This is a genomic window from Agrobacterium sp. SUL3, assembly GCF_001263295.1.
Classification (GTDB): domain Bacteria; phylum Pseudomonadota; class Alphaproteobacteria; order Rhizobiales; family Rhizobiaceae; genus Agrobacterium; species Agrobacterium tomkonis.
In genome coordinates this window covers 58,206-80,934 of the sequence record NZ_KQ414501.1, presented here as the reverse complement: position 1 = coordinate 80,934, position 22,729 = coordinate 58,206, and the positions used below count along the sequence as shown (strand labels likewise).

General features: G+C 55.7%; 22 protein-coding genes. 8 read left to right on the top strand and 14 right to left on the bottom strand.

Features of this window, described 5'->3' with window-relative positions:
* Positions 1–44 precede the first annotated feature (44 nt).
* Positions 45–737: a FadR/GntR family transcriptional regulator gene (locus AKG12_RS09760; protein WP_046799688.1), complete on the top strand. Its 693-nt coding sequence runs from the start codon at positions 45–47 to the stop codon at positions 735–737.
* A gap of 42 nt (positions 738–779) precedes the next feature.
* On the top strand, positions 780–2,312 hold the full coding sequence (locus tag AKG12_RS09755) for a UxaA family hydrolase (RefSeq protein WP_046799689.1): 1,533 nt from the start codon (positions 780–782) through the stop codon (positions 2,310–2,312).
* 86 nt (positions 2,313–2,398) lie between these two features.
* Here AKG12_RS09755 and purH read toward each other — a convergent pair whose 3' ends face one another.
* From purH to htpX, 4 genes are all read right to left on the bottom strand, one after another.
* The gene (purH, locus tag AKG12_RS09750) at positions 2,399–4,015 is read right to left on the bottom strand and encodes a bifunctional phosphoribosylaminoimidazolecarboxamide formyltransferase/IMP cyclohydrolase (RefSeq protein WP_052818652.1); all 1,617 of its coding nucleotides are present in this window, start codon (positions 4,013–4,015) and stop codon (positions 2,399–2,401) included.
* Between the two features lie 166 nt (positions 4,016–4,181).
* A complete protein-coding gene (locus AKG12_RS09745) occupies positions 4,182–5,849 on the bottom strand; it encodes a heparinase II/III family protein (protein WP_052818651.1) in 1,668 nt (555 codons plus the stop codon).
* Between the two features lie 124 nt (positions 5,850–5,973).
* Entirely contained in the window at positions 5,974–7,374 is a 1,401-nt protein-coding gene (locus tag AKG12_RS09740; RefSeq protein ID WP_052818822.1) for an RsmB/NOP family class I SAM-dependent RNA methyltransferase, read from the bottom strand.
* Positions 7,371–8,330, bottom strand: a complete 960-nt coding sequence (gene htpX, locus AKG12_RS09735; protein ID WP_046799693.1) for a zinc metalloprotease HtpX — start codon at positions 8,328–8,330, stop codon at positions 7,371–7,373. Before htpX ends, AKG12_RS09740 begins: the two co-directional genes overlap by 4 nt.
* Before the next feature lie 119 nt (positions 8,331–8,449).
* On the opposite strand from htpX, the gene AKG12_RS09730 reads away from it, so the two are divergent.
* Positions 8,450–8,650 (top strand): DUF1674 domain-containing protein, encoded by a 201-nt coding sequence (locus tag AKG12_RS09730; RefSeq protein WP_046799694.1) that lies wholly within the window; start codon positions 8,450–8,452, stop codon positions 8,648–8,650.
* A 61-nt stretch (positions 8,651–8,711) separates the two neighbouring features.
* On the opposite strand, the gene AKG12_RS09725 is transcribed toward AKG12_RS09730, so the two are convergent.
* The 8 genes from AKG12_RS09725 to hemE form a co-directional block, all read right to left on the bottom strand.
* Positions 8,712–9,593, bottom strand: coding sequence for a ParB/RepB/Spo0J family partition protein (locus AKG12_RS09725; protein WP_052818650.1), 882 nt, complete (start codon positions 9,591–9,593; stop codon positions 8,712–8,714).
* 30 nt (positions 9,594–9,623) lie between these two features.
* The gene (locus AKG12_RS09720) at positions 9,624–10,418 is read right to left on the bottom strand and encodes a ParA family protein (RefSeq protein ID WP_052818649.1); all 795 of its coding nucleotides are present in this window, start codon (positions 10,416–10,418) and stop codon (positions 9,624–9,626) included.
* Positions 10,419–10,437: 19 nt separating this feature from the next.
* Positions 10,438–11,055, bottom strand: coding sequence for a 16S rRNA (guanine(527)-N(7))-methyltransferase RsmG (gene rsmG / locus AKG12_RS09715; protein ID WP_052818648.1), 618 nt, complete (start codon positions 11,053–11,055; stop codon positions 10,438–10,440).
* An 11-nt stretch (positions 11,056–11,066) separates the two neighbouring features.
* On the bottom strand, positions 11,067–12,950 hold the full coding sequence (gene mnmG, locus AKG12_RS09710) for a tRNA uridine-5-carboxymethylaminomethyl(34) synthesis enzyme MnmG (protein ID WP_052818647.1): 1,884 nt from the start codon (positions 12,948–12,950) through the stop codon (positions 11,067–11,069).
* A 62-nt stretch (positions 12,951–13,012) separates the two neighbouring features.
* Complete coding sequence (gene mnmE, locus AKG12_RS09705; protein ID WP_052818646.1) at positions 13,013–14,341, bottom strand: tRNA uridine-5-carboxymethylaminomethyl(34) synthesis GTPase MnmE; 1,329 nt, start codon at positions 14,339–14,341, stop codon at positions 13,013–13,015.
* Positions 14,342–14,429: 88 nt separating this feature from the next.
* A complete protein-coding gene (rho, locus tag AKG12_RS09700) occupies positions 14,430–15,695 on the bottom strand; it encodes a transcription termination factor Rho (protein ID WP_004444236.1) in 1,266 nt (421 codons plus the stop codon).
* A gap of 186 nt (positions 15,696–15,881) precedes the next feature.
* On the bottom strand, positions 15,882–16,427 hold the full coding sequence (hemJ, locus tag AKG12_RS09695; protein WP_052818645.1) for a protoporphyrinogen oxidase HemJ: 546 nt from the start codon (positions 16,425–16,427) through the stop codon (positions 15,882–15,884).
* Positions 16,424–17,458: a uroporphyrinogen decarboxylase gene (gene hemE / locus AKG12_RS09690; RefSeq protein ID WP_052818644.1), complete on the bottom strand. Its 1,035-nt coding sequence runs from the start codon at positions 17,456–17,458 to the stop codon at positions 16,424–16,426. Before hemE ends, hemJ begins: the two co-directional genes overlap by 4 nt.
* A 407-nt stretch (positions 17,459–17,865) precedes the next feature.
* Between hemE and AKG12_RS09685 the strand changes: the two genes are divergently transcribed.
* Genes AKG12_RS09685 through dnaQ form a run of 5 tightly spaced genes read left to right on the top strand, consistent with a single transcriptional unit; the run spans position 17,866 to position 21,467 of the window.
* Positions 17,866–18,687, top strand: a complete 822-nt coding sequence (locus AKG12_RS09685; protein ID WP_046799702.1) for a pyruvate, water dikinase regulatory protein — start codon at positions 17,866–17,868, stop codon at positions 18,685–18,687.
* Positions 18,688–18,718: 31 nt separating this feature from the next.
* Positions 18,719–19,318, top strand: a complete 600-nt coding sequence (locus AKG12_RS09680) for a Maf-like protein (RefSeq protein ID WP_052818643.1) — start codon at positions 18,719–18,721, stop codon at positions 19,316–19,318.
* On the top strand, positions 19,311–20,171 hold the full coding sequence (locus AKG12_RS09675; RefSeq protein WP_052818642.1) for a shikimate dehydrogenase: 861 nt from the start codon (positions 19,311–19,313) through the stop codon (positions 20,169–20,171). Before AKG12_RS09680 ends, AKG12_RS09675 begins: the two co-directional genes overlap by 8 nt.
* Positions 20,171–20,776 carry a dephospho-CoA kinase gene (gene coaE / locus AKG12_RS09670; RefSeq protein WP_052818641.1) on the top strand — a complete coding sequence of 202 codons (606 nt, stop codon included), beginning with the start codon at positions 20,171–20,173 and terminating at the stop codon, positions 20,774–20,776. Before AKG12_RS09675 ends, coaE begins: the two co-directional genes overlap by 1 nt.
* Positions 20,769–21,467, top strand: coding sequence for a DNA polymerase III subunit epsilon (gene dnaQ / locus AKG12_RS09665; protein WP_046799706.1), 699 nt, complete (start codon positions 20,769–20,771; stop codon positions 21,465–21,467). The genes coaE and dnaQ overlap by 8 nt, the downstream gene beginning before the upstream one ends.
* 108 nt (positions 21,468–21,575) lie before the next feature.
* Here dnaQ and secB read toward each other — a convergent pair whose 3' ends face one another.
* Positions 21,576–22,058: a protein-export chaperone SecB gene (secB, locus tag AKG12_RS09660; RefSeq protein WP_046799707.1), complete on the bottom strand. Its 483-nt coding sequence runs from the start codon at positions 22,056–22,058 to the stop codon at positions 21,576–21,578.
* A gap of 102 nt (positions 22,059–22,160) precedes the next feature.
* A complete protein-coding gene (locus tag AKG12_RS09655; protein ID WP_052818640.1) occupies positions 22,161–22,721 on the bottom strand; it encodes an FxsA family protein in 561 nt (186 codons plus the stop codon).
* Positions 22,722–22,729: the final 8 nt, after the last annotated feature.

Below are 22,729 nucleotides of genomic sequence, written 5' to 3'. Positions count from 1 at the left end.
GTAAGGCCAAATAGAGATTGCAGATAGGGATCATCGAAAAACATATGAATGGTCAGGCCAAAATAGCGGAACCACGCCGGCTCTATCAGCAGATAGCGGACCAAATACGTGAACTCATCGATCTCGGTGAGTTTCTGCCTGGAACACGGCTTCCGGCCGAACGGGAACTGGCGCAGAAACTCGGTGTATCGAGACCCTCGTTGCGAGAAGCGCTGATTGCGCTTGAAATAGACAACACTGTTGAAATTCGCATGGGTTCCGGTGTCTATGTCTCGACAGAGGCTCTCCAGACAACCCACCACACCAAATCGCTGGGCGACAGCCCCTCTGAGCTGATGCAGGCGCGCGCGGCTCTGGAAGGCGCGACCATCGTGCTGGCGGCAAGCCGCATGACCGACGAAACGATCTCAAGCCTTCGCCAGATCCTGAATACCATGCAGAAGGAAATCGAGGCGGGACGTAAGCCTCTGGATCAGGATCGGCTGTTTCACGTCACCATTGCCGAGCAATCCGGCAACAGCGTCCTCACACGGCTGGTGGCGAGTCTTTTCGACGAACGACACAGCCCCATTTCAGCCCAGTTGCGGGTCAAATTCGAGGATCGGGATACCTGGACCCATGCGCTTCAGGAGCACGAAGCCATTCTGGCAGCTCTGGAACTCAAGGATCCACTGCTGGCGCAGGCGGCCATTCATACCCATCTTGAAGGCTCCAAACGGCGCTGGGTCGAAAGCTGAGTTAGAAACATAGCAGGCAATATACCGGGAGGAGGAAAACCCGTGAGTGAGAATTCCGAGGCAACCATTTTGCTGAACGCCAACGACAATGTTGCGGTGGCGCGCCGGTCCATTCCGGCCGGTGGTGCGACGGGCAGGGGCGATCTGACGGCTCGCGAACTGATCGGACGCGGGCATAAAGTGGCCCTGAAATACATCAAATCCGGAGACGAGGTGCTGAAATACGGCCAGGTGATTGGTATCGCCACTCAGGATATCGAGCCGGGCCGGCACGTGCATCTGCACAATCTCGCCATGGTACCTTCCGAACACGCTCATCAGTTCAGTGTCGATATTGAAGAAAAGGGCATGGTGCCGGAAACCGAACGCCGCACCTTCATGGGCTATGATCGTGGTCTCGGCGGCGTGGGCACACGCAACTATATTGGCGTCATCGCATCGGTGAACTGTTCCGCCACGGTGTCGCGTTACATCGCCGATTATTTCAACAAACAGGGCGGACTTGACGGGTTCGATAATGTCGATGGCGTCGTGGCGCTAACCCATGGCGGCGGCTGCGCGCTGAACACCAAATCGGAAGGCTACCGCCTTCTGATCCGAACCATTCAGGGTTATGCCCGTCATCCCAATTTCGGCGGTATTCTGCTGATCGGCCTCGGTTGCGAAACCAACCAGATCGCCCCCATCCTCGAACATTACAAGATGGAGGAAGGCGAGCGGCTGCGCACCATGACGATCCAGCAGCACGGCGGCACGCGCAAGACAATCGATGCGGCGATTACCGAGATCAAGGCCATGCTGCCAATGGTCAATGCCGCCCGCCGTACCGAACAACCGCTTTCGAAGCTGAAGGTGGCGCTGGAATGCGGCGGTTCGGATGGCTACTCCGGCATATCCGCCAACCCGGCACTCGGCTATGCGTCCGACCTCATTGTCCGCAATGGCGGCACGACAGTTCTTTCCGAAACACCGGAGATTTACGGCGCCGAGCACCTGCTGACAAAACGCGCCGTCACCCCGGCGGTCGCCGAAAAACTGCTGCAGCGTATTGACTGGTGGCGGGATTATACCGCCCGCAATGGCGACGAACTCAACAACAACCCCTCCCATGGCAACAAGCTTGGCGGCCTGACCACCATTTTGGAGAAATCACTGGGTGCAGTCGCCAAGGGCGGTTCCATGCCGTTGAAGGCCGTGTATGAATTTGCCGAAACCGTCACCGAGCAGGGTTTCGTTTTCATGGATACGCCCGGCTACGATCCCGTCGCCGTCACTGGCCAAGTCGCCGGCGGCTGCAACGTCATCTGTTTCACCACCGGCCGCGGCTCGGTTTCCGGTTTCAAGCCGTCGCCCTGCATCAAGATCGCCACCAATTCCGAAATGTATGAACATATGAAGGAAGACATGGATATCAACTGCGGTGAGATCGTTACCGGCGCAGAAACCATAGAAGAATCCGGCAAACGAATTTTCGAACATATTCTGGCCGTGGCTTCCGGCGACAAGACCGTCAGCGAGATTTACGACTACGGCGACAACGAATTCGTGCCGTGGCAGGTCGGGGCAGTCACCTGAACAAAAATCAAAACTGTCCCACGTGAAACAAAAGGCCCGGAAATCACTTTCCGGGCCTTCACTATTTCTGACTATAGGTCCGCGACTTAGTGGCGGAAGTGACGCATGCCCGTGAACACCATCGTCACATTATGCTCGTTTGCAGCGTCGATCACTTCCTGGTCACGCATGGATCCACCCGGCTGGATGACAGCTGTGGCACCAGCGGCAATCGCAGCAAGCAAGCCGTCAGCGAAAGGATAAAACGCTTCCGAAGCAACAGCGGAGCCGCGCGTCAGTGGTTCGGCAAGGCCAAGCGCCTTGGCCGCATCTTCCGCCTTCTGGGCGGCGATGCGGGCGGAATCCACCCGGCTCATCTGGCCGGCACCGATACCAGCCGTCTGTCCATCCTTGGCGTATATCACGGCATTTGATTTAACATGCTTGGCAATCTTGAAGGCGAACTTCATGTCTTCAAGCTCCTGCGCCGTCGGCGCGCGCTTGGTGACAACCTTGAGGTCGAGATCTTCGACCATGCCATTATCACGGCTTTGCACCAGCAGGCCGCCGGACACGGTCTTCGCGGTGATGCCGGCTGCACGCGGATTCGGAAGGCCGCCAGCGGTCAGCAGACGCAGGTTCGGCTTGCGGGCAATGATGGACTTTGCTTCTTCGGTGACGTCAGGTGCAATGATGACTTCGGTGAAGAGCTTGACGATCTCTTCCGCCGTTTCCGCATCAAGCGTTTGGTTCAAGGCGATGACGCCGCCAAAGGCAGAAACGGAATCGCAGGCCAGTGCCCGCCGGTACGCTTCGGCGAGTGTCGGACCAGTTGCAACACCACAAGGGTTGGCATGCTTGATAATGGCGACTGCCGGCGCATTTTCAGGCAGGAATTCCGCCACCAGCTCGTAAGCTGCATCCGTATCGTTGATATTATTGTAAGAAAGCTGTTTGCCCTGAAGCAGCGTCGCCGTTGCGACGCCGGGGCGCTTTTCGCCCGTCAGATAAAAACCGGCGCTCTGATGCGGGTTCTCGCCATAACGCATCTTTTCCTTCAGCGTCCCGCCGATGGCACGGTAACCCGGTGTCTCGATGGAAAGCGCTTCAACGAACCAGTTGGAAATCACCGCGTCATAGGCGGCCGTGCGGGCATAGGCCTTGGCGGCAAATGTCTGGCGCAGCGCATAAGACGTCTGGCCGTCATCAGCCTGCAGGGCTTCAACCAGTGCCGGATAGTCCGAAGGATCGGTGACGACCGTGACATAGGCATGGTTCTTGGCGGAAGCGCGGATCATCGCCGGGCCGCCAATATCGATGTTTTCGACCGTCGTCGGATAATCGCCGCCCTTGGCGCGAACTTCCTCGAAGGGATAAAGATTGATGACCGAAAGATCGATCGCCTCGATACCATGTGCCTTCATCGCCTCGACATGTTCCGCATCATCCCGGATTGCCAGAAGCCCACCATGCACGTTGGGATGCAAGGTCTTAACGCGGCCGTCCATGATCTCAGGAAAATTGGTTACGTCGGAAACATCCGTCACCGGCAAGCCCGCTTCGGCGATGGCTTTTGCGGTACCGCCTGTCGACAGGAGCTTGACGCCGAGCTTTGACAGAACCGTCGCCAGCTCGAGGATATCAGTCTTGTCGGACACGGAAAGAAGCGCCGTGCGGATTTTGACTTTGTCGGGGGCGGGGATTTTTTTGGACACGACGGCCATCGGGCATACTCCGTTTGACGGGGAAGACGGGCTGAAATGGAATTGATCCAGCAATTGCCGCCGCGTTAACACAGCTTACCGGATTAATAAACAGCAGGGATGACGGAGGACGAAATCCATGAGCAGTTTTCGTCCGAAATAGCCCGGATTACGGATGAGATACGGCTCAGGCCTTGCGTTCGATGATCCAGCGGATTTCCCGCGTGTTGGCGAGATTGAAGGGCAACTCGATCTGTTGCGAAGGCCGCATGCCGGATGCATCGGCCATGAACACATCTTCGGTCACGAAAACCTCCAGACCCGGCGCCGAGAACAGCCAGGTGGTTCCGTCAGCCGCCTCCAGGTAAACCGACTCCTCATCCCGCTGGAACAACTGAATATGAGGATGGATATGGAAACGCGAAACCGCCGAGATCGACTGCAATTGTGTCTTCGTCGTACTCTCGTCGGCTCTGAGCAGGTCACGGCCTTTAATTTTCGTGCCGGCCGCATTTAACTCGATTTCCCGCTCATGATAGCAGCCAAAGTTTTGCAGATAGCCATCATGCGACGCCCGCAGGACGTCGTTGCCGTTTCCATCAGTTCCACGCTCGCTATCCACCCGGCTGACGCCAGAAATCATGATAGGGCCAAGCAGCCTGGAGCGCGACAATCTGCAAGAGGAGGTATCTGCAAGCGTGACGGTGGAATGGGCGGCCGTTGACCGGCTGGCTCGCTGATATTCCGGGGCTGCATTTTTCGGAAAGCCGGAATTGATGATGAACCGGTTCTTGCCGCAGGACATTTCAAAAGACAGGCAACCCGAATGGGCATTACGGGAAAGCTCCGCCGAGCCTGGATAACCGGTGTCGACGATGATGACGGTCTCATCTGTCGCAAGCCGATGGTAATTCACATCCGGCAACATTTTCGACGGCCGACCGGCGGTTTCGTCGTAACGCAACACGGAGACAAGCTCATTGGCAAGCGTCGCCGTCGCACCGTTGAATAGTGCAAGGTCGCCACCCTGATGCCTGAAAAAGCGGATTGCCGGAAACATCCGGTCTATCGCCGGCACCAGCCCGGAGGGCAGATCGTGGCCAAGATTGATATAACTTTGCCGAAGCGGCAAGAGATCGAGCAGCAGATCAAGCATGACCCGCGGGTTACGGGACACATGCCCGCCATCGGGCAGAATCTGGCGTTCCATTTCCTGAGCCAGCTTCATACCGTGCCGGGTGATACGGGAGAGGCGTGTCGGCATGGCAATGGAGGCCATCGCAAGCGCAATCCTGATCCTGAGCCGCGTCTCGCCATCCGGCGCGTGTTTGACGATCCTGTCCAGATAACGCACATGAAAAGCGAGACTTTTGAGGAAACGGCGGTAAAAGCCAGCATCGGCCTCGAATAAAACAACGGGAGAATGGGACAGCCAGGCAATCAGCCGCTGCGCCGTAATCTCCGGCGACCAGCCTGTCCCGGTAACGCGCCTGCCGTTCAGGGCAATCCATTCGGCGACAATGCGACGCGCCCGCTTGCAAGCCTCACTCGACCTGTCGGAGCGGATATGCCTCAACCAGCCGAAGGCGTGCAGCCGCTCCTCAAAAACAAGCGAGGGATAATCCACCTGAAAAGGCGAAAGACCGCCGGTTTCCACGACGCGACCGGCAAGCGCAATCCGCCCGCGCAGCAATTCCTCGGCAAAATAAGGATCGATTGCCCTCAAATCCGTCGGTGCCGCTACCAGACCATCGGGCACACGGTTGGCAAACCGCGAGACATGCAAGCGCAAAGGTGTAAGGCCGACACACAGATGACGATACGCCATCCGTGAAAGAAGACCGGCCGCATTCATGCTGCCTGCAAAGGACCCTAACAAGCTGTGTTTCCCGCTTCACATGTTTTGTTTTTATCAGTGAACCGTGATGACCGGAACATTATCGATAAATATCAATGATTCGCGAAAGCTTCGCTTTTTTCTACTTCTTACGCAAGACACTGCTAAAAAACCCGTCGACACCGCCGAACATATCCGGCGTCGTGCGCAGATCACCCTCTGGGCTGACAGCCGCTTCCATTCCCGGCCAATCTTCCTTGCGAACGGCAATACGCTCCACATCTGGATTTTCCGCGAGAACCTGCGCGATCATCTCTTCGCCTTCCGAAGGATCAAGCGAGCAGTTGGAGAACACCACGATACCGCCAGAACCCACCAATGTCAGCGAATGCCGCAACATCTGGCCCTGAAGAGCCGCAAGTTTGGCAATGTCCGTTTCATCCTTCGTCCAGCAGACATCGGGATGTTTACGCAGCGTGCCGGTGGACGAACACGGCGCATCCAGGAGAACAGCGTCAAATCGCAGCTCCGGCTGATACTTCAACATGTTCACCTCCACCGTTTCGGCATGGAGGCCAAGCCGGTCGAGATTTTCCCTGAGGCGCCGCAGACGATTGCCGGACTGGTCCAGCGCCGTCACTTTAGCGCCCGCCAGCGCAAGCTGGGCCGTTTTGCCGCCGGGGGCTGCACAGAGATCGGCGACACGTTTGCCGGAAATATCTCCCAGCAACCGCACCGGCATGCTGGCGGCAAGATCCTGCACCCACCAGGCGCCCTCGGCAAAACCTTCAAGCGAGGGAATCTGCCCTTCGAAATCTCCAAGGCGCACACTGCCATTTGGCAAAACCGTGCCGCCCAGCTTCTCCGCCCACAGGGCCGGATCAGCCTTGACTGTAAGATCAATGGAGGACGGTGTCAGCTGCGCTTCGGAAATCCGTTGCGCCACTTCATTGCCATATGCGGAAACAAGCCGCGCATAGAACCAGTCCGGCAACACCGGTACGTCGGCAATGGCCTGTTCGATTTCCGCTTTCTCCCGGCCAAGCCTTCTGAGAACGGCGTTGACCAGCTTCACGAAACGCTTGTTGCGCGGGTCACGATGGGCCTGTTCCACCGCCAGATCGACAGCGGAATGATCGGGGACATCGAGATAGAGCATCTGCGCTGCGCCGACGACAAGTACGTGGTGCAGCGATCGCGCACCCTGTGGCAACGGCCCGTCAAGCAGCATCGATAGTGCCGTTTCAATGCGGGGGAGGTGGCGAAGCGCACTGTTGACGATGGCTCTCACCAGCGCCCGGTCCGCAATGGAAAGCGCCCGATAGACAGGATTGCCGTTTTCGCTATCCAGCATGCCATCAAGCGAAGTCTTCTTTTCCAGAACGGCAGCGAGAATACGGGTCGCGGCGATGCGCGCAGCAAGGCCTGGCTTGTCCTCGAAAGACGAAGGGCCGTCTTCACGGCCCCCGCCTTGTCCCGGTCTCGCTTGTCCCGGTCTCGGTTTTCTGGACCGGGCCGGCTTATTCTGAATATCGGATGTCAAGACCACGGTCCCTTGCGCTCGTTTTCGTTGCTTCGTCCCGTATTGGGAACGGAGCCTGATTTGCGCAGAGGTCTATCACCCGATGGCGGCGGCGTCGATGCTCGCGGGGAAAACTCCTGCGCCATGGCATGCAGCGCCGCCACGCGGTTTTCCGTATTCGGATGCGTGGAGAAGAGATTGTCCATACGTTCACCGGAGAGGGGATTGATGATGAACATATGCGCCGTTGCCGGGTTGCGCTCGGCATCGTCATTGTGAATCTGCTGCGCCATGCCGGAGATTTTCTGCAACGCCGAGGCAAGCCATAGCGGATTACCACAGATTTCCGCGCCGCGGCGGTCGGCGGAATATTCCCGCGTCCGGCTGATCGCCATCTGCACCATCATTGCGGCGAGCGGCGCAACGATCATCGCAACCAGCACACCGATAAAGCCGAGCGGATTATTGTTGTTTTCACGGTTGCCTCCGAAGAAGAAAGCGAAATTGCCGAGCATGGAGATGGCGCCCGCCAGCGTGGCGGTGATCGTCATGGTCAATGTATCGCGGTTCTGCACATGCGCCAGCTCATGGGCCATGACGCCAGCCACTTCTTCCGGGGTTAGACGCTCCAGCAGACCCGTAGAGGCCGCCACAGCGGCGTTCTGCGGGTTTCGTCCCGTCGCAAAGGCGTTGGGCTGGGGGCTGTCGTAAATATACACCTTCGGCATCGGTAGGTCGGCATTGTGCGAAAGATCGCGGATCATGTGGAAAAATTCGGGCGCATTGGCCTCGTCAATCTCCCGCGCGCGATAGGCGGAGAGGACCATTTTATCCGAATTCCAATAGGAGAAGAGGTTCATACCCGCAGCGATGAGAAGGGCAATCATCATGCCGCCCTTGCCGCCGATCAGAAAACCGACACCCATGAACAATGCCGTCATGAAGGCCAGAAGCATTGCCGTGCGCATCATGTTCATCCGTTAAAATCTCCTTGTCGTTCATCAGCAACCATTGCGGGGTTTATAAACCCCGCTTGATTATATAATCTGGTAAACGCCAAACATATTTCAATATCCCGTCATAGGGAGGATTTCTCATGCAAGATGCGGATAATGACAACGGCGCGGAAACGCCGAGACGGCTATCGCCGGCAGCGGAACGCGCCCTGAAAGAAGCCGAAGAACGACGTCAACAACAGGCAGAGCTTCAATTGCCGCCGGAAACAGGCGGCCGCGGTGGTGCCGAACCCGTTCGTTTCGGTGATTATGAAATAAAAGGCCGCGCAATCGACTTTTGAGCCGCACCAGACATAAATACCCGCCAAAAGCGGGTATTTATCAACTAAAACAAATAGTTGACTATTTTTGTTCCAGAAGTCGGCAGACCGCTTCCAGCTGTTCAAGCGTGCGGTATCCGATGCGGATTTGCCCGGAACCACCCTTGTGGTTGATCTTTACATCAAGCCCCAGGGCGTCCGACAGGCTTCGCTCCAACGCAATCGTATCAGAATCCTTCTCAGCCGCCGGTCGCTTCTCCGCAACGTCGCCCTGTGACTTAATGTCGTTTTGCGCCAGACGCTCGGCGTCACGCACCGACAATCCCTTGGAGACGATCGTTCTCGCCAGATTTGCCGGATCAGACGTTGAAACAAGCGCCCGCGCGTGACCCGCGGACAGGGAACCGTCTGCGAGCATATCCCGTACCGGATCTGGAAGCTTTAAAAGCCGGAGACTGTTTGCAACATGGCTACGGCTCTTGCCAATAATCTCGCCGAGATCATTCTGGGTATAGCCATGTTCGGCGATCAGCTGTTCATAACCCATCGCCTCTTCAAGTGGGTTCAGGTCTGAACGCTGTACGTTCTCGACAATGGCCAACTCAAGCGCAGTGCGGTCGTCCACATCGCGAACGATGACAGGCACATCGGTAAAGCCAGCCAGTTGCGCCGCACGCCAGCGTCTTTCACCGGCAATAATCTCGTAACGGTTGATCGCAACCGTCCGCACGACCACAGGCTGAACAATTCCATGCTGGCGAATGGATGCGGCCAGATCCTGCAATTCATTCTCGTCAAAATGACGCCTTGGGTTTCTTTGGCTGCGAGCGATGAATTCAATCGGAATGGTGCGGTCAGCATTGACGGTACGCTGCGGCTCGCCCACCGGCATCGGTTGATCCATTTCGCCGATCAATGCAGCAAGACCACGCCCGAGTCGACGCTTGGAAAGATCATCACTCATAAGATATTACTCCATACATTCCGGCAGACGTCAGGCGGCTTTTCGCAGCCGCTCTCTCTGAATCACTTCCGATGCCAACTGCAAATAGGCCTGGCTACCGGCGCATTTCAGATCATAAAGAATTGCGGGTTTACCATAAGACGGCGCTTCTGACACACGAACATTACGCGGAATGAGCGTGTGGTAAACCTTTTCACCCAAATGGGCACGTACATCCGTAACAACCTGCTGCGCAAGATTGTTCCGCGCATCGAACATCGTCAGAACGATACCCTGTATATCAAGCTGCGGATTAACCGAGCCGCGGATCTGGCTGACAGTATCCAACAACTGACTAAGACCTTCGAGAGCAAAGAATTCGCATTGCAGCGGCACAAGCACAGAGTGGGCGGCTGTCATGGCATTCATGGTCAGAAGATTGAAAGAGGGCGGGCAATCGACGAGAATATAGGAATAGTCTCTTGCCTCTTGCGTTTCCATGGCCGCACGCAACAGAAAGACGCGGTTGGAAACATTGGCAACCTGCATCTCGAAGCCAAGCAAATCCATGGTCGATGGTACGATGTCGAGATTTGGCACTGCCGTCGGAACAGCAACTTCACTAATGGTGTGATCGCCCACCAGAAGATCATAGGATGAAAACTTGCGTTCCTTGCGGTCAATTCCAAGCCCGGTGCTGGCATTGCCCTGCGGATCCAAATCAATGATCAATACGCGCTCGCCAATAGCCGCCAGTGCCGTTGCCAGATTAATGGCCGTCGTTGTCTTTCCAACGCCACCTTTCTGGTTTGCGACTGCGATAATCCGGTTTATTTCAAAAGTCATGCCGCACCTGGCCAGCTTGTCAGCGTCTCAAAGTGAGGTTGCTGATTTCAAGAACAACAGAATCTGCCTCAATGGCACTCTGATGTTTTACCAGATCAAACTGCCAGCGACCATGCGCTTTCTGCACTTCAGAATCATAATCCCGGCCTTTATTAAAATATGCCTTGAGATTGGGATTATTCTGCGCCCAGGGATGTATGTAGTCGAAAAGCAGATCAAGCTCGGCGAGCGCCCGCGCAGAAACCGCATCGCAGGTTTTGACAATTTCGGGTGCTTTTTCGATCCTTATTGGATGAACACTGCCTCTCGCCCCGGTTTCCTTCAGGGCAATCCGCAAAAATGCAGCCTTTTTGTTGTTGCTTTCGACCAGATCCACCCAACCATCGCCTAGTTCCGCAAGAAAAATAGCGGTAATAACGCCGGGGAAACCACCACCGCTGCCTAAGTCAGCCCATCTCTGTGTCTTGGGAGACAGCTGGAATATCTGGGCACTGTCGGCAACATGCCTACTCCAAAGCTCTGTAAGAGTGGAGGGCGCGACCAGATTTGTGGTTTTATTCCACTTCTTAAAAAGCTCGACAAAGTGCTCGAGCCTCTCATGTGTTTCACGTGAAACACTCTGGCCGTTTATCTTCATAATCCGACTCGCTATTGGTGCATGCGCAATTTTTCGCCTTGCCCGGCAGAACTTTTACGCAGCAGGGCAAGCAGCAGGGATATCGCAGCCGGCGTCATACCGTCAACACGCGCCGCCTGCGCAATGTTCTCGGGACGAGCCTTTTCCAACTTTTGTTTAAGTTCGTTGGAAAGACCTGACAGGCTCTGGAAATCAAAATCATCCGGGATCTTTCTATCTTCGTCCCGTTTGATATCAACAATGTCCGCGCTCTGCCGCTGCATATAAACCGCATAGCTCGCTTCAATTTCCAGAGTTTCTGCAACCTTACCCCGAAGCGATTCCAGCTCCGGCCAATGCTGCGTGAGGATATCCAGTGTTATATCGGGATAAGCGAGTAATTCATAAATGGAACGTCGCTGGCCATCTTGATTGAGCTTCAATCCCTGCTTTGCCGCCTGGGAGGGGCTGATGGTAGTTGCCTTCATCAGCTCACGACCCGATTCCAGATCAGCAATAAATGCCTCAAAGCGCTTTTCGCGCTTGGAACCGATAATGCCGGCGCTTTGGCCAATTGGCGTTAGCCGCAAATCGGCATTATCCACCCGCAGGGAAAGCCTATATTCGGCTCTAGAGGTGAACATCCGATAGGGCTCGCTCACTCCCTTCGAGGTCAGATCATCGATCATGACGCCGATATAGGATTCCGTTCGGCTGAAATAGAGCGGATCGGCATTGCTCGCATATAAAGAAGCGTTCAACCCCGCAACAAGACCCTGAGCGCCGGCTTCTTCATAACCAGTGGTGCCATTGATCTGCCCCGCCAGGAACAGCCCGGGAATTTTGCGGCATTCAAGCGAGGGCTTGAGCTCCCGCGGATCGACATAGTCATATTCAATGGCATAGCCGGGTTGAAGAATAGCAACCTGTTCGAGCCCTGGTATTGTGCGGATAAATTGTTCCTGTACGGAAGCGGGAAGGGAGGTCGAGATACCATTCGGATAGATGGTATGGTCGTCCAGACCCTCGGGTTCCAGAAATATCTGGTGACCGTCGCGCTCCCCAAAACGGGTGATCTTATCTTCGATGGACGGGCAATAGCGTGGGCCAACACCCTCAATCTGTCCAGAATACATCGCCGACAGATGAATATTGTCCTGGATGATCTTATGCCCGGCCGGCGTCGTGCGAGTCACGCCACATTCGATCTGCGGGTTGAGAATATGATCCGTCATAAACGAAAAGGGCACTGGATCCTCATCCGCCCCCTGCCGATCGACAGCGTCCCAGTGAATGGTGCGAGCATCGAGCCGGGCAGGCGTGCCCGTTTTCAACCGTCCCATGACCAAGCCAAGACGAGAAAGCGTCTCTGAAAGACCCAATGACGGCTTTTCGCCAACGCGACCGGCAGGAATCTTTTCGGAACCGATATGAATCAGGCCACGCAGGAAAGTTCCACTGGTCAAAACGGCAGCACCGCACGGAATCCGGCTACCATTCACCATAATAACGGCGGAGACCCGATCATCCACCATTTCAATATCAAAGGCGTCACCTTCAATAATCGTCAGATTTTCAATCGCGTCGATTTCACGCCGCATCGCCTCGCGGTAAAGCCGCCTGTCAGCTTGAGTCCGAGGTCCTCGAACCGCAGGGCCTTTTTTACGATTGAGCATGCGAAATTGGATACCGGCAGCGTCAGCGACCCGGCCCATCAAACCGTCCAGTGCATCAATCTCGCGAACCAGATGTCCTTTGCCAAGACCGCCAATCGCAGGGTTGCAGGACATCACCCCAATCGTCTCACGCTTATGGGTAACGAGGGCGGTTTTTGCACCATGTCGGGCGGCGGCGGCAGCGGCTTCACTGCCGGCATGGCCGCCTCCGATAACTATGACATCAAATGACTGGTACATGTTCCCGCGCCTTATCCTAAATCATCCACATAGCCACCACGGTAGCCAATGTTTCACGTGAATCATTTTCCTATGCAGAATTCCGAGAAGATTACGCCCAGCAAATCTTCCACATCAACTCGGCCGGTAATGCGCCCAAGCGATGTTGCCGCGAGCCGCAAATATTCTGACCTTATCGCAAGGTCCATGGCTTCGGAATCCAGCGCATCACTAACATAGTTCAGCGTCTCTTCAAGTCGTTTTTTATGGCGGGCGCGTGCAGGAACCAGTGTCTGGCCGCCACCAACGCGGTTCTTGATCTCCTGGGTGATCACCGATCTCAGTTCTTCCAGACCATGTCCCTCTTTGGCAGAGATAGAAAGGTCGAAGGGGGTTTCTGGGAAATCTGAAGAAAGAGCCGACTTCGTGCGGAGATAGAGGCGACGCCTATTGCTGAATGAAAGAGAGGATTGTTTCGGAAGCGAATCGTTATCCTGAAGTAACAGAACGAGATCCGCATTCTCGGCTGTCAATTTCGCTCGTCGAACACCCTCCTGTTCGACAACATCCTCAGTCTCCCTGATACCCGCCGTATCAAATATCCGGACAAGATAGCCATCCAGATTGATATCGACACTGAGAACGTCCCGTGTCGTGCCCGCTATATCGGTGACGATCGCAACATCGCGGCCGCTTAGAGCATTCAGCAGGGTGGATTTACCGACGTTAGGCTCGCCCACCAATGCGACCTTAAATCCATCACGGATGATTTCACCGCCGGCGCCCTGGCGAAGATGATCGGCAATCTCCCCCCGCAGCTGCGACATCGCGTGCCACACCTGAGTTGCAACCGAATCCGGTACGTCGTCTTCATCGGCGAAGTCCAGCTCCGCTTCGATCAATGCGCGGGCCCGCGTTAATCGACCTGCCCAGCCGTCATAGAGCGCGGAAAGCTTACCCGTGCTCTGCTCCACTGCCAGGCGCCGCTGCATTTCAGTTTCCGCCTGCAGCAAGTCGGCCAGCCCTTCGACTTCGAGAAGATCCATCTTGCCGTTTTCGAAAGCACGGCGGGAAAATTCACCGGCATCAGCAGGGCGAAACCCTTCAAGATTCTCCAGCTCGGCAAAAATCGAAGCCAGCACCGCCCGGCTACCATGGCTGTGTATCTCGACACAATCTTCACCCGTGAAGGAATTAGGCGCGGAAAAAAGGAGGATCAGTGCCTGATCGATAACTTCATCGTTTCGATCCCGAATCGAACTCAAAACAGCCCGCCTCGGTGACGGGGTTTCTCGACCTGTCAGCGTCGTTAGAGCCAGAAATGCTCGCGGACCACTGATCCTGATCACGGCAACACCCGCCGGCAGAGCGCCGCTTGAAAGCGCATAGATCGTATCGGCGGAAGCTCGCATCACTCACCTCGGTTCAAAACAGTCAAGCCGCATCCGAATGAACGGACGCGGCTTCAAGGTTTTCAGATGAATCCGGCTAAACTCCGGATCAGGTATTCATGGATTCGAAGAAATCGGAATTATTCTTGGTCTGCTTCAATTTGTCGATCAGGAACTCGATGGCATCCATCGTTCCCATCGGCGCGAGAATACGACGAAGAACAAAGATCTTCTGCAGGTCCTGACGCGGCACCAGCAGGTCTTCCTTACGGGTACCGGATTTGAGAATATCCAGCGCCGGGAAGATACGCTTGTCGGCAACCTTGCGGTCAAGCACGATTTCCGAGTTGCCTGTACCCTTGAACTCTTCGAAGATCACTTCATCCATACGGCTACCCGTATCGATAAGCGCCGTTGCGATGATCGTCAGAGAACCGCCTTCTTCAATGTTACGCGCAGCGCCAAAGAAGCGCTTCGGGCGCTGCAGGGCGTTGGCATCCACACCACCGGTCAGAACCTTGCCGGAGGAAGGAACAACCGTGTTATAGGCGCGGCCGAGACGCGTAATGGAATCGAGCAGGATCACAACGTCACGGCCGTGTTCGACAAGACGCTTCGCCTTTTCGATGACCATTTCAGCCACCTGGACGTGACGGACAGCCGGTTCGTCGAAGGTGGAGGAAACAACCTCGCCCTTGACCGAGCGCTGCATATCGGTGACTTCTTCCGGACGTTCATCGATCAGAAGAACGATCAGATAACATTCCGGATGGTTTGCCGTGATCGAGTGAGCGATGTTCTGCAGCAGAACCGTTTTACCGGTTCGCGGCGGCGCAACGATCAAACCACGCTGCCCCTTGCCGAGTGGTGCTACCAGATCGATCACGCGAGACGACAGATCCTTCGACGTCGGAACATCCAGTTCCATCTTGAAGCGCTCATTCGGGTAGAGCGGCGTCAGATTGTCGAAGTGAACCTTGTGACGGATCTTTTCAGGATCGTCGAAATTGATCGTGTTCACCTTGAGAAGCGCGAAATAACGTTCGCCTTCCTTCGGACCACGGATCGGTCCCTCAACAGTGTCACCGGTCTTCAAGGAGAAGCGGCGGATTTGCGAGGGGGAAATATAAATATCGTCCGGACCGGGCAAATAATTTGCGTTTGCGGATCGCAGGAACCCGAAACCATCCTGCAGGACTTCAACGACACCTTCGCCGATGATTTCGATGTCCTGGCTCGCGAGAACCTTGAGGATTGCGAACATAAGCTCCTGCTTGCGCATGGTGCTCGCATTTTCAACTTCCAGGGATTCGGCAAAAGTCAGCAAGTCGGTAGGCGATTTGCTCTTAAGTTCCTGAAGCTTCATTTCAGCCATGAAGGGAAGACCGTCTAATAATGTAATGTCGGGGGAGGGCGTGTTCGCGAATCAGATGCTGTGGGAAATGCCGCAGAGGACTGAATAATTCACATGCCACGAAGATGAGTGGCCTGAAAATAGCGACTGAATACGGCCGCTGCAAGAGGAAAGCACGAATTCCGCGAAATTTATCGTCAAAGCCCCTTAACCAAAGGGTTTCACAACCACAAGTATGACAATGAGGATCATCAGCACGGTTGGAACCTCGTTCATCAACCGCCAGTGACGGGCAGGTCGGGTGTTTTCATCCTTGGCGAAACGTTTGGCGCTGCGGGTGAAATAAACATGAGTGGCTGTCAGAAGCACGACCAGCGCGATTTTCGCGTGCAGCCAGCCACCGGAAAAACCGTAAACCGACCATCCCAGATAAAGCCCCAATATCCAGCTTATCATCATTGCCGGGTTCATGATCACCTTGATCAACCGCTGCTCCATCACCTTGAAGGTTTCGGATTGCTGCGAACCGGCGGGCGCGTCGGTATGATAGATGAAAAGCCGCGGCAGATAAAAAATCGCCGCCATCCAGGAGATCACTGCGATGATATGCAGCGCCTTGATCCAGAGATAGAGATCGGCCGGATCGGCGTAAAACAACAGGGCAACAAAACCCGCAAAAACACCGAGTGCGATACCAGCCCGCAAGGCTGCCCTGTTTCCGGAACGGGGAGAGGTCTGTTTCTCCTCGCTCATGCCCCGGCTCCGCCAGCCCGCACACGCTGCACCAGTCTGGTAACGTTCTCCGGGTCGGCTTGCGGGGTGATGCCATGGCCCAGATTGAAGATCAGCGGCCCCTGTCCAAGCGCCTGCAGCACCGCATCGATGCCTTCCTGCAAAGCCCTGCCGCCCGCCACCATCAGCATCGGGTCCAGATTGCCCTGCACAGGGCCTTCCTTCTGCAAGTCCCGGGCGAAGGTCAGCGGCACCGACCAGTCGAGTCCGATGGCGTCTGCACCCGTTCTACGGCGATAATCCTTGAGTAGATAACCGGCACCCTTGGCGAAGGCGATGATCTTTGCTGAGGGACGACGAGCACGCACCGATGCGATAATGCGGGCAACCGGTTTTACCGCGTATTCCTCAAATTCCTTTTCACCGAGCACGCCGGCCCAGGAATCGAAAATCTGCACCGCATCAGCACCGGCATCGATCTGCGCCACCAGATAATCGGCAGAAACATCGGCGAGAAAAGCCAAGAGCTTTTCCATCGCCGCGGGTTCCTGATAACCGAACAGCCGCGCTGGCGCCTGATCCGGCGTTCCATGGCCGGCGATCATATAGGTCGCAACTGTCCAGGGCGCACCGCAGAAGCCCAGAAGCGTCGTTTCATCCGGCAGCGTCTTGCGCAGACGCGAAACGGTTTCGAAAACGGGCGCAAGATGCGCCATCACATCAGTCGGATCCAGCGTCTGAATGCTGCTTACATCGATCGGATCCATGGCTGGACCCTTTCCTTCACTGAAGGAGACGTTGCGATGAAGCGCGTCAGGTATCACCAGAATATCGGAAAAGAGAATCGCGGCATCCAGCCCGAACCGGCGGATGGGCTGAAGGGTCACTTCAGTTGCCAGCTCGGGATTATAACAGAGATCAAGGAAACTTCCGGCGCTCTTTCGCGTTTCCCTGTACTCCGGAAGATAGCGTCCGGCCTGGCGCATCAGCCATATGGGTGGCGGTGTGACCGTCTGCCCGTTCAACACCATCATTACCTTGCGTTCGCTCATGGCACCCAACTTCTAAAAAATAAAATCAAAGAGATTTAAAAGATTTTCTATTTCTTAGAGTCTGTGGGTAGCAAGGATTAAAATCATTCCAGTCGAAATGCCGCAGCCGCAGGGTTTGATGGGCATTAGCGGATATTGTTCCACGCAGCATCGCATGCTAAATGGGAAAACAGATATTTTTAAAGTAATTTCAGTAATTTAGATTGCATTTCGAGAGCATCCATCTGTGGATAATTTGGGGAAAAGTTTGAACAGTTTTGCGTTCTTCCAATTATTCACAGGCCCGCCGGGGATGATTGCAGCCACTTGCGGATTGTGGAAAAACACCACCTTATTCACGTAGCGGCTCGGCCCTCAGGACAATTTTGAAGTTTGTCCCGGTTTATCAACAGCGGGAGAAAAACAGCGTGGAGAACAAAAAAAGTTTCTTCCATCTGCACCTGATTTCGGACTCAACGGGAGAGACTCTGATGTCGGCGGGTCGTGCCGTCTCGGCCCAGTTCCACGCCTCCATGCCGGTGGAACATGTTTATCCAATGATCAGGAACCAGAAACAGCTTGGACAGGTCGTTGATCTGATCGACAAGGAACCGGGCATCGTTCTTTATACCATCGTCGACCAGCAGCTGGCCGAGTTCCTGGATCTGCGCTGCCATGCGATCGGCGTTCCTTGCGTTAATGTCCTTGAACCGATCATCGGCATTTTCCAGACCTATCTCGGTGCCCCATCAAGAAGGCGGGTGGGTGCGCAGCATGCATTGAACGCCGATTATTTTGCGCGGATTGAGGCGTTGAATTTCGCCATGGACCACGATGACGGGCAAATGCCGGAAACCTATGACGAGGCCGATATCGTCATCATCGGCATCAGCCGCACGTCAAAAACCCCAACCAGCATCTATCTCGCCAACCGGGGAATAAAGACTGCCAACATCCCGGTCGTTCCCAATGTGCCCCTGCCCGATAGCCTCTATGCAGCCACCCGTCCGCTGATAGTCGGTCTTGTCGCAACATCCGACCGAATATCGCAGGTGCGCGAAAACCGGGAACTGGGTGTAACGGGCGGATTTGACAGCGGCCGTTACACGGATCGCGCCACCATTATGGAAGAGCTGAAATATGCCCGTGCGCTCTGCGCCCGAAACAATTGGCCGCTGATTGATGTCACACGCCGCTCCATTGAGGAAACGGCGGCTGCCATCCTTGCCCTTCGCCAAAGGACACGATAATCCGAATCTCACCATTCGGAGCAGACAGTCGATGAAACAAGAGTTGATCCTCGCCTCGTCCAGTGCATCCCGCCAGATGCTGATGCGTAATGCGGGGCTGACATTTTCTGCAATACCCGCGGATATTGATGAGCGTGCGCTTGATGAGCAGCTTGAACGAGACGGCGCGAGCCCGGAAGAGGTGGCGCTGGAACTGGCAAAGGCAAAGGCCCTTGCAGTCAGCAAGCTGCATCCGGCGGCGCTGGTTCTTGGATGCGACCAGACCATGGCACTCGGCACGCGAGTCTACCACAAGCCGAAAACCATGGCGGAGGCCGAAGCGCATCTGCTGTCATTGTCCGGCCAGGTTCATCGTCTGAACAGTGCCGCTGTTCTCGTTCATGCCGGTGAGGTGATATGGCAGACGGTTTCCAGTGCGGAACTTGCCGTGCGGATTTTGAGCGCCGAATTTGTCTCCCGTCATTTGCAGCGGGTGGGTGACAGAGCGCTGACCAGCGTCGGTGCCTATCAGCTCGAAGGGGAGGGAATCCAGCTATTCACCTCTATCGAGGGGGATTATTTCACCATACTCGGCCTGCCGCTGCTGCCACTTTTATCGAAACTGCGCGACATGGATGTCATCGATGGCTGATTCACGTGAAACATTAACCATAAACGCCTTCGTCGCGGGTTACCCGATCAAGCATTCGCGCTCACCGATCATCCATTCCTACTGGCTAAAGAAATTCGGCATTGCCGGGTCTTATACGGCTGTGGAAGTTTCTCCGGAAGATTTTCCGAATTTCATTGCCACACTTAAGGAAGCCAAACCGGGTACGGCGGTTGGCGGCAACGTCACCATACCGCATAAGGAAGCGGCCTATAGCTTAGCCGACAGCCCCGATGCTCTGGCGGAAGAACTGGGTGCGGCCAACACCATCTGGGTGGAAGAAGGTAAGCTCCATGCCACCAATACGGATGGTTATGGTTTCGTCGCCAATCTCGATGAGCGTCATCCCGGCTGGGACAAAATCGACAGGGCGGTGGTTTTGGGAGCCGGCGGTGCAAGCCGGGCGGTCATTCAGTCCCTGCGCGATCGCGGCATTGCCGAAATCCACGTTCTGAATCGTACGGTTGAGCGCGCCCGGGAACTGGCCGACCGTTTTGGCCCTCGGGTTTTTTCGCACCCCCAGGTGGCACTTCATGAAGTTATGCGGGGTGCCGGGCTTTTCGTGAACACCACATCGCTCGGCATGGACGGCACCGAAGCGCCTGAATTCGATTTTTCGCCACTCGCCTCCAATGCCGTCGTGACCGATATCGTCTATGTACCGTTGCAAACGCCGATCCTGAAAATGGCGGAAGCGCAGGGCATAATAACGGTGGATGGGCTCGGTATGTTGCTTCATCAGGCGAAGCCCGGTTTCCAGCGATGGTTCGGCGAAATGCCGGAAGTCGATGAAACTCTCCGTTCCCTGATCATAGCGGACATGGAGAAACATTGATGATCGTCATCGGTCTTACCGGCTCGATTGGGATGGGAAAAACGACGACGGCGCGGCTATTTACTGAGGAAGGCGTTCCGGTTCTTGATTCGGACGAGGTCGTGCACGCGCTTTATCGTGGACAAGCGGTTCCGCTGATTGAAGCGGCCTTTCCCGGAACCAGCATTTCCGGTGCGGTGGATCGGCAAAAACTCGGCGAAGTTCTGCGAGGGAATCCGGCTAATTTCAGCCGGCTCGAAGCGATTGTCCACCCGCTTGTCCGCGAAAGGCAGGAAGCCTTTCTGGCGGAGGCGAGGGAAGATAGTCGTCAGTTCGCCCTCCTCGATATTCCCCTGCTGTTTGAAACCGGGGCGGAGAAGCGCGTCGATAAAATAGTAGTGGTGAGCTGCGCGCCGGAGATACAACGACAGCGGGTTTTGGCCCGGCCAGGCATGACACAAGAGAAATTCGAAATGATACTTGCGCGCCAGACACCGGACGCCGAAAAGCGTCAGCGCGCCGATTTTGTTATCGATAGCGGAAATGGTGTCGAAGCGGCGCGGGATCAGGTAAGAGGAATATTGCAGAGATTGGCCGATACCGGTCACGGAGAGAATAATGCGTGAGATCATTTTCGATACGGAAACCACCGGTCTTGAATCGAAGTCCGACCGTGTGATCGAAATCGGCGGCATTGAGCTGATCAACCATTTTCCGACCGGCCGGACGCTGCATCTCTATATCAGCCCGGAAGACCGCAAGGTTCACCCGGACGCGCTTGCGGTTCACGGCATCACAGACGACTTCCTGAAAGACAAGCCGAAATTCGCCGAAGTCGTCGATCAGATTCGCGATTTTTTCGAGGGTGCCCGCTGGGTGGCGCATAATGCGACATTCGATATGGGTTTCATCAATGCGGAATTTGCCCGTCTCGGCATTGAGCCCGTCGCAGCCGATCTGGTGACGGACACGCTTTCGCTCGCTCGTCGCAAGAACCCGATGGGACCAAATTCCCTGGATGCGCTTTGCCGGCGCTACGGCATCGACAATTCCCACCGCACCAAGCACGGCGCGCTTCTCGACTCCGAATTGCTTGCAGAAGTTTATATCGAAATGATCGGCGGGCGTCAGACGGCCCTCGGTTTCGGTTCCGCCGCCAAGCAGGAAGCAGTGATCATCGAGGACGATGTGCCATTTGAGCCGCTACAGAGGCCGAGGGCATTGGCGCCGCGGCTGGATACGGAGACGGTTGCGGCCCATGGCAAGCTCGTTCTCGGCATGGGGGACAAGGCGATCTGGAACCGTTACCAGAATTGAGGTCTGCTCAGAGCCGGAAAATAGTAAATGCCGGGAAAGAGAAATGAAGGCAAAGAAAAACCCGGGCGAAGAACCCGGGTTTTGTTTTTTTAGAAAGCTCTAAAGGCTTCAGTTCGGTACGGCCTGGACCTTGGCTCTGGCCTGCTCTTCGGCAACGCGCTGGGCGAACATCTGAGCGAAATCGATTGGGTCGATCATCAGCGGCGGGAAACCACCGTTGCGGGTAACGTCCGCAATGATCTGGCGGGCGAAGGGGAACAGCAAACGGGGGCATTCGATGAACAACACCGGCAGCATGTGCTCCTGCGGGAAACCAGCGATGCGGAACACGCCGCCATAAACCAGCTCGGCCGCGAACAGGACCTTGTCGCCATCCTTGGCTTCCGCGTTCAGCGACAGAACAACGTCGAAATCCGAACCGGAGATCGGGTTTGCGTTGACGTTGACATTGATGTTGATCGCCGGCGCATTGTCACGGGCCTGGAGCGAACGAGGTGCGCCCGGATTTTCAAAGGAAAGATCCTTGATGTACTGGGTAAGAATGTTGAGGGAAGGACTAACTGCGCCCTGTGCACCATTTTCAGCGGTCATTACGTTTCCTCGCGGCGTGAATTCGTGGATGGCGGTCTATCATTTCGACCGGAGCCTTACAACCCTTCGTGATCGGGGCCCTACATCGGTTCTGAGGGGCGATCAGGGCTTGGGCAGATCGCGATCATCCGGCTTGTGCGACCATGGAGAGTCCTTCTGTTCCTCACGGTGAAAGTCGTCCTCATCCAGATCGACAACCTTCGAACTGCCCGCATGTCCTGGACCATTGCGAAACCCGGAATAGTCTCCCTGCTGTGGACCGGCCTGATGGCCTGATTGCTGGCCGGATTGGCGGAAGGAACCCGCCACGACGACACGTGGTCCGAAAGCCTTCCAGAAAAAACGCCGTACCGTGGTCGACAGAAGCAGAAGGCCGAGGATGTCAGTGATGAAGCCGGGGATGATCAGCAGTATCCCGGCAACCACCCGCATCGCGCCATTGACCAACTCGTCGGCCGGCTGGGCGCCGGTGCGTCCTGCATCCTGAAGATTTCTCACCATGCCGATGCCGCCGAGGCGCAGGATGAGCAATCCGAGAAACGACGTGAAGAGAACGAGCGCCAGGGTCAGCCAGAGGCCTATGGCTTTGCCGACAATGATGAAACCGGCGATTTCGAGAATGGGCATCATCAGGATGACAATGGGGAGAAAGGAAAAACGCATCTTCTAGC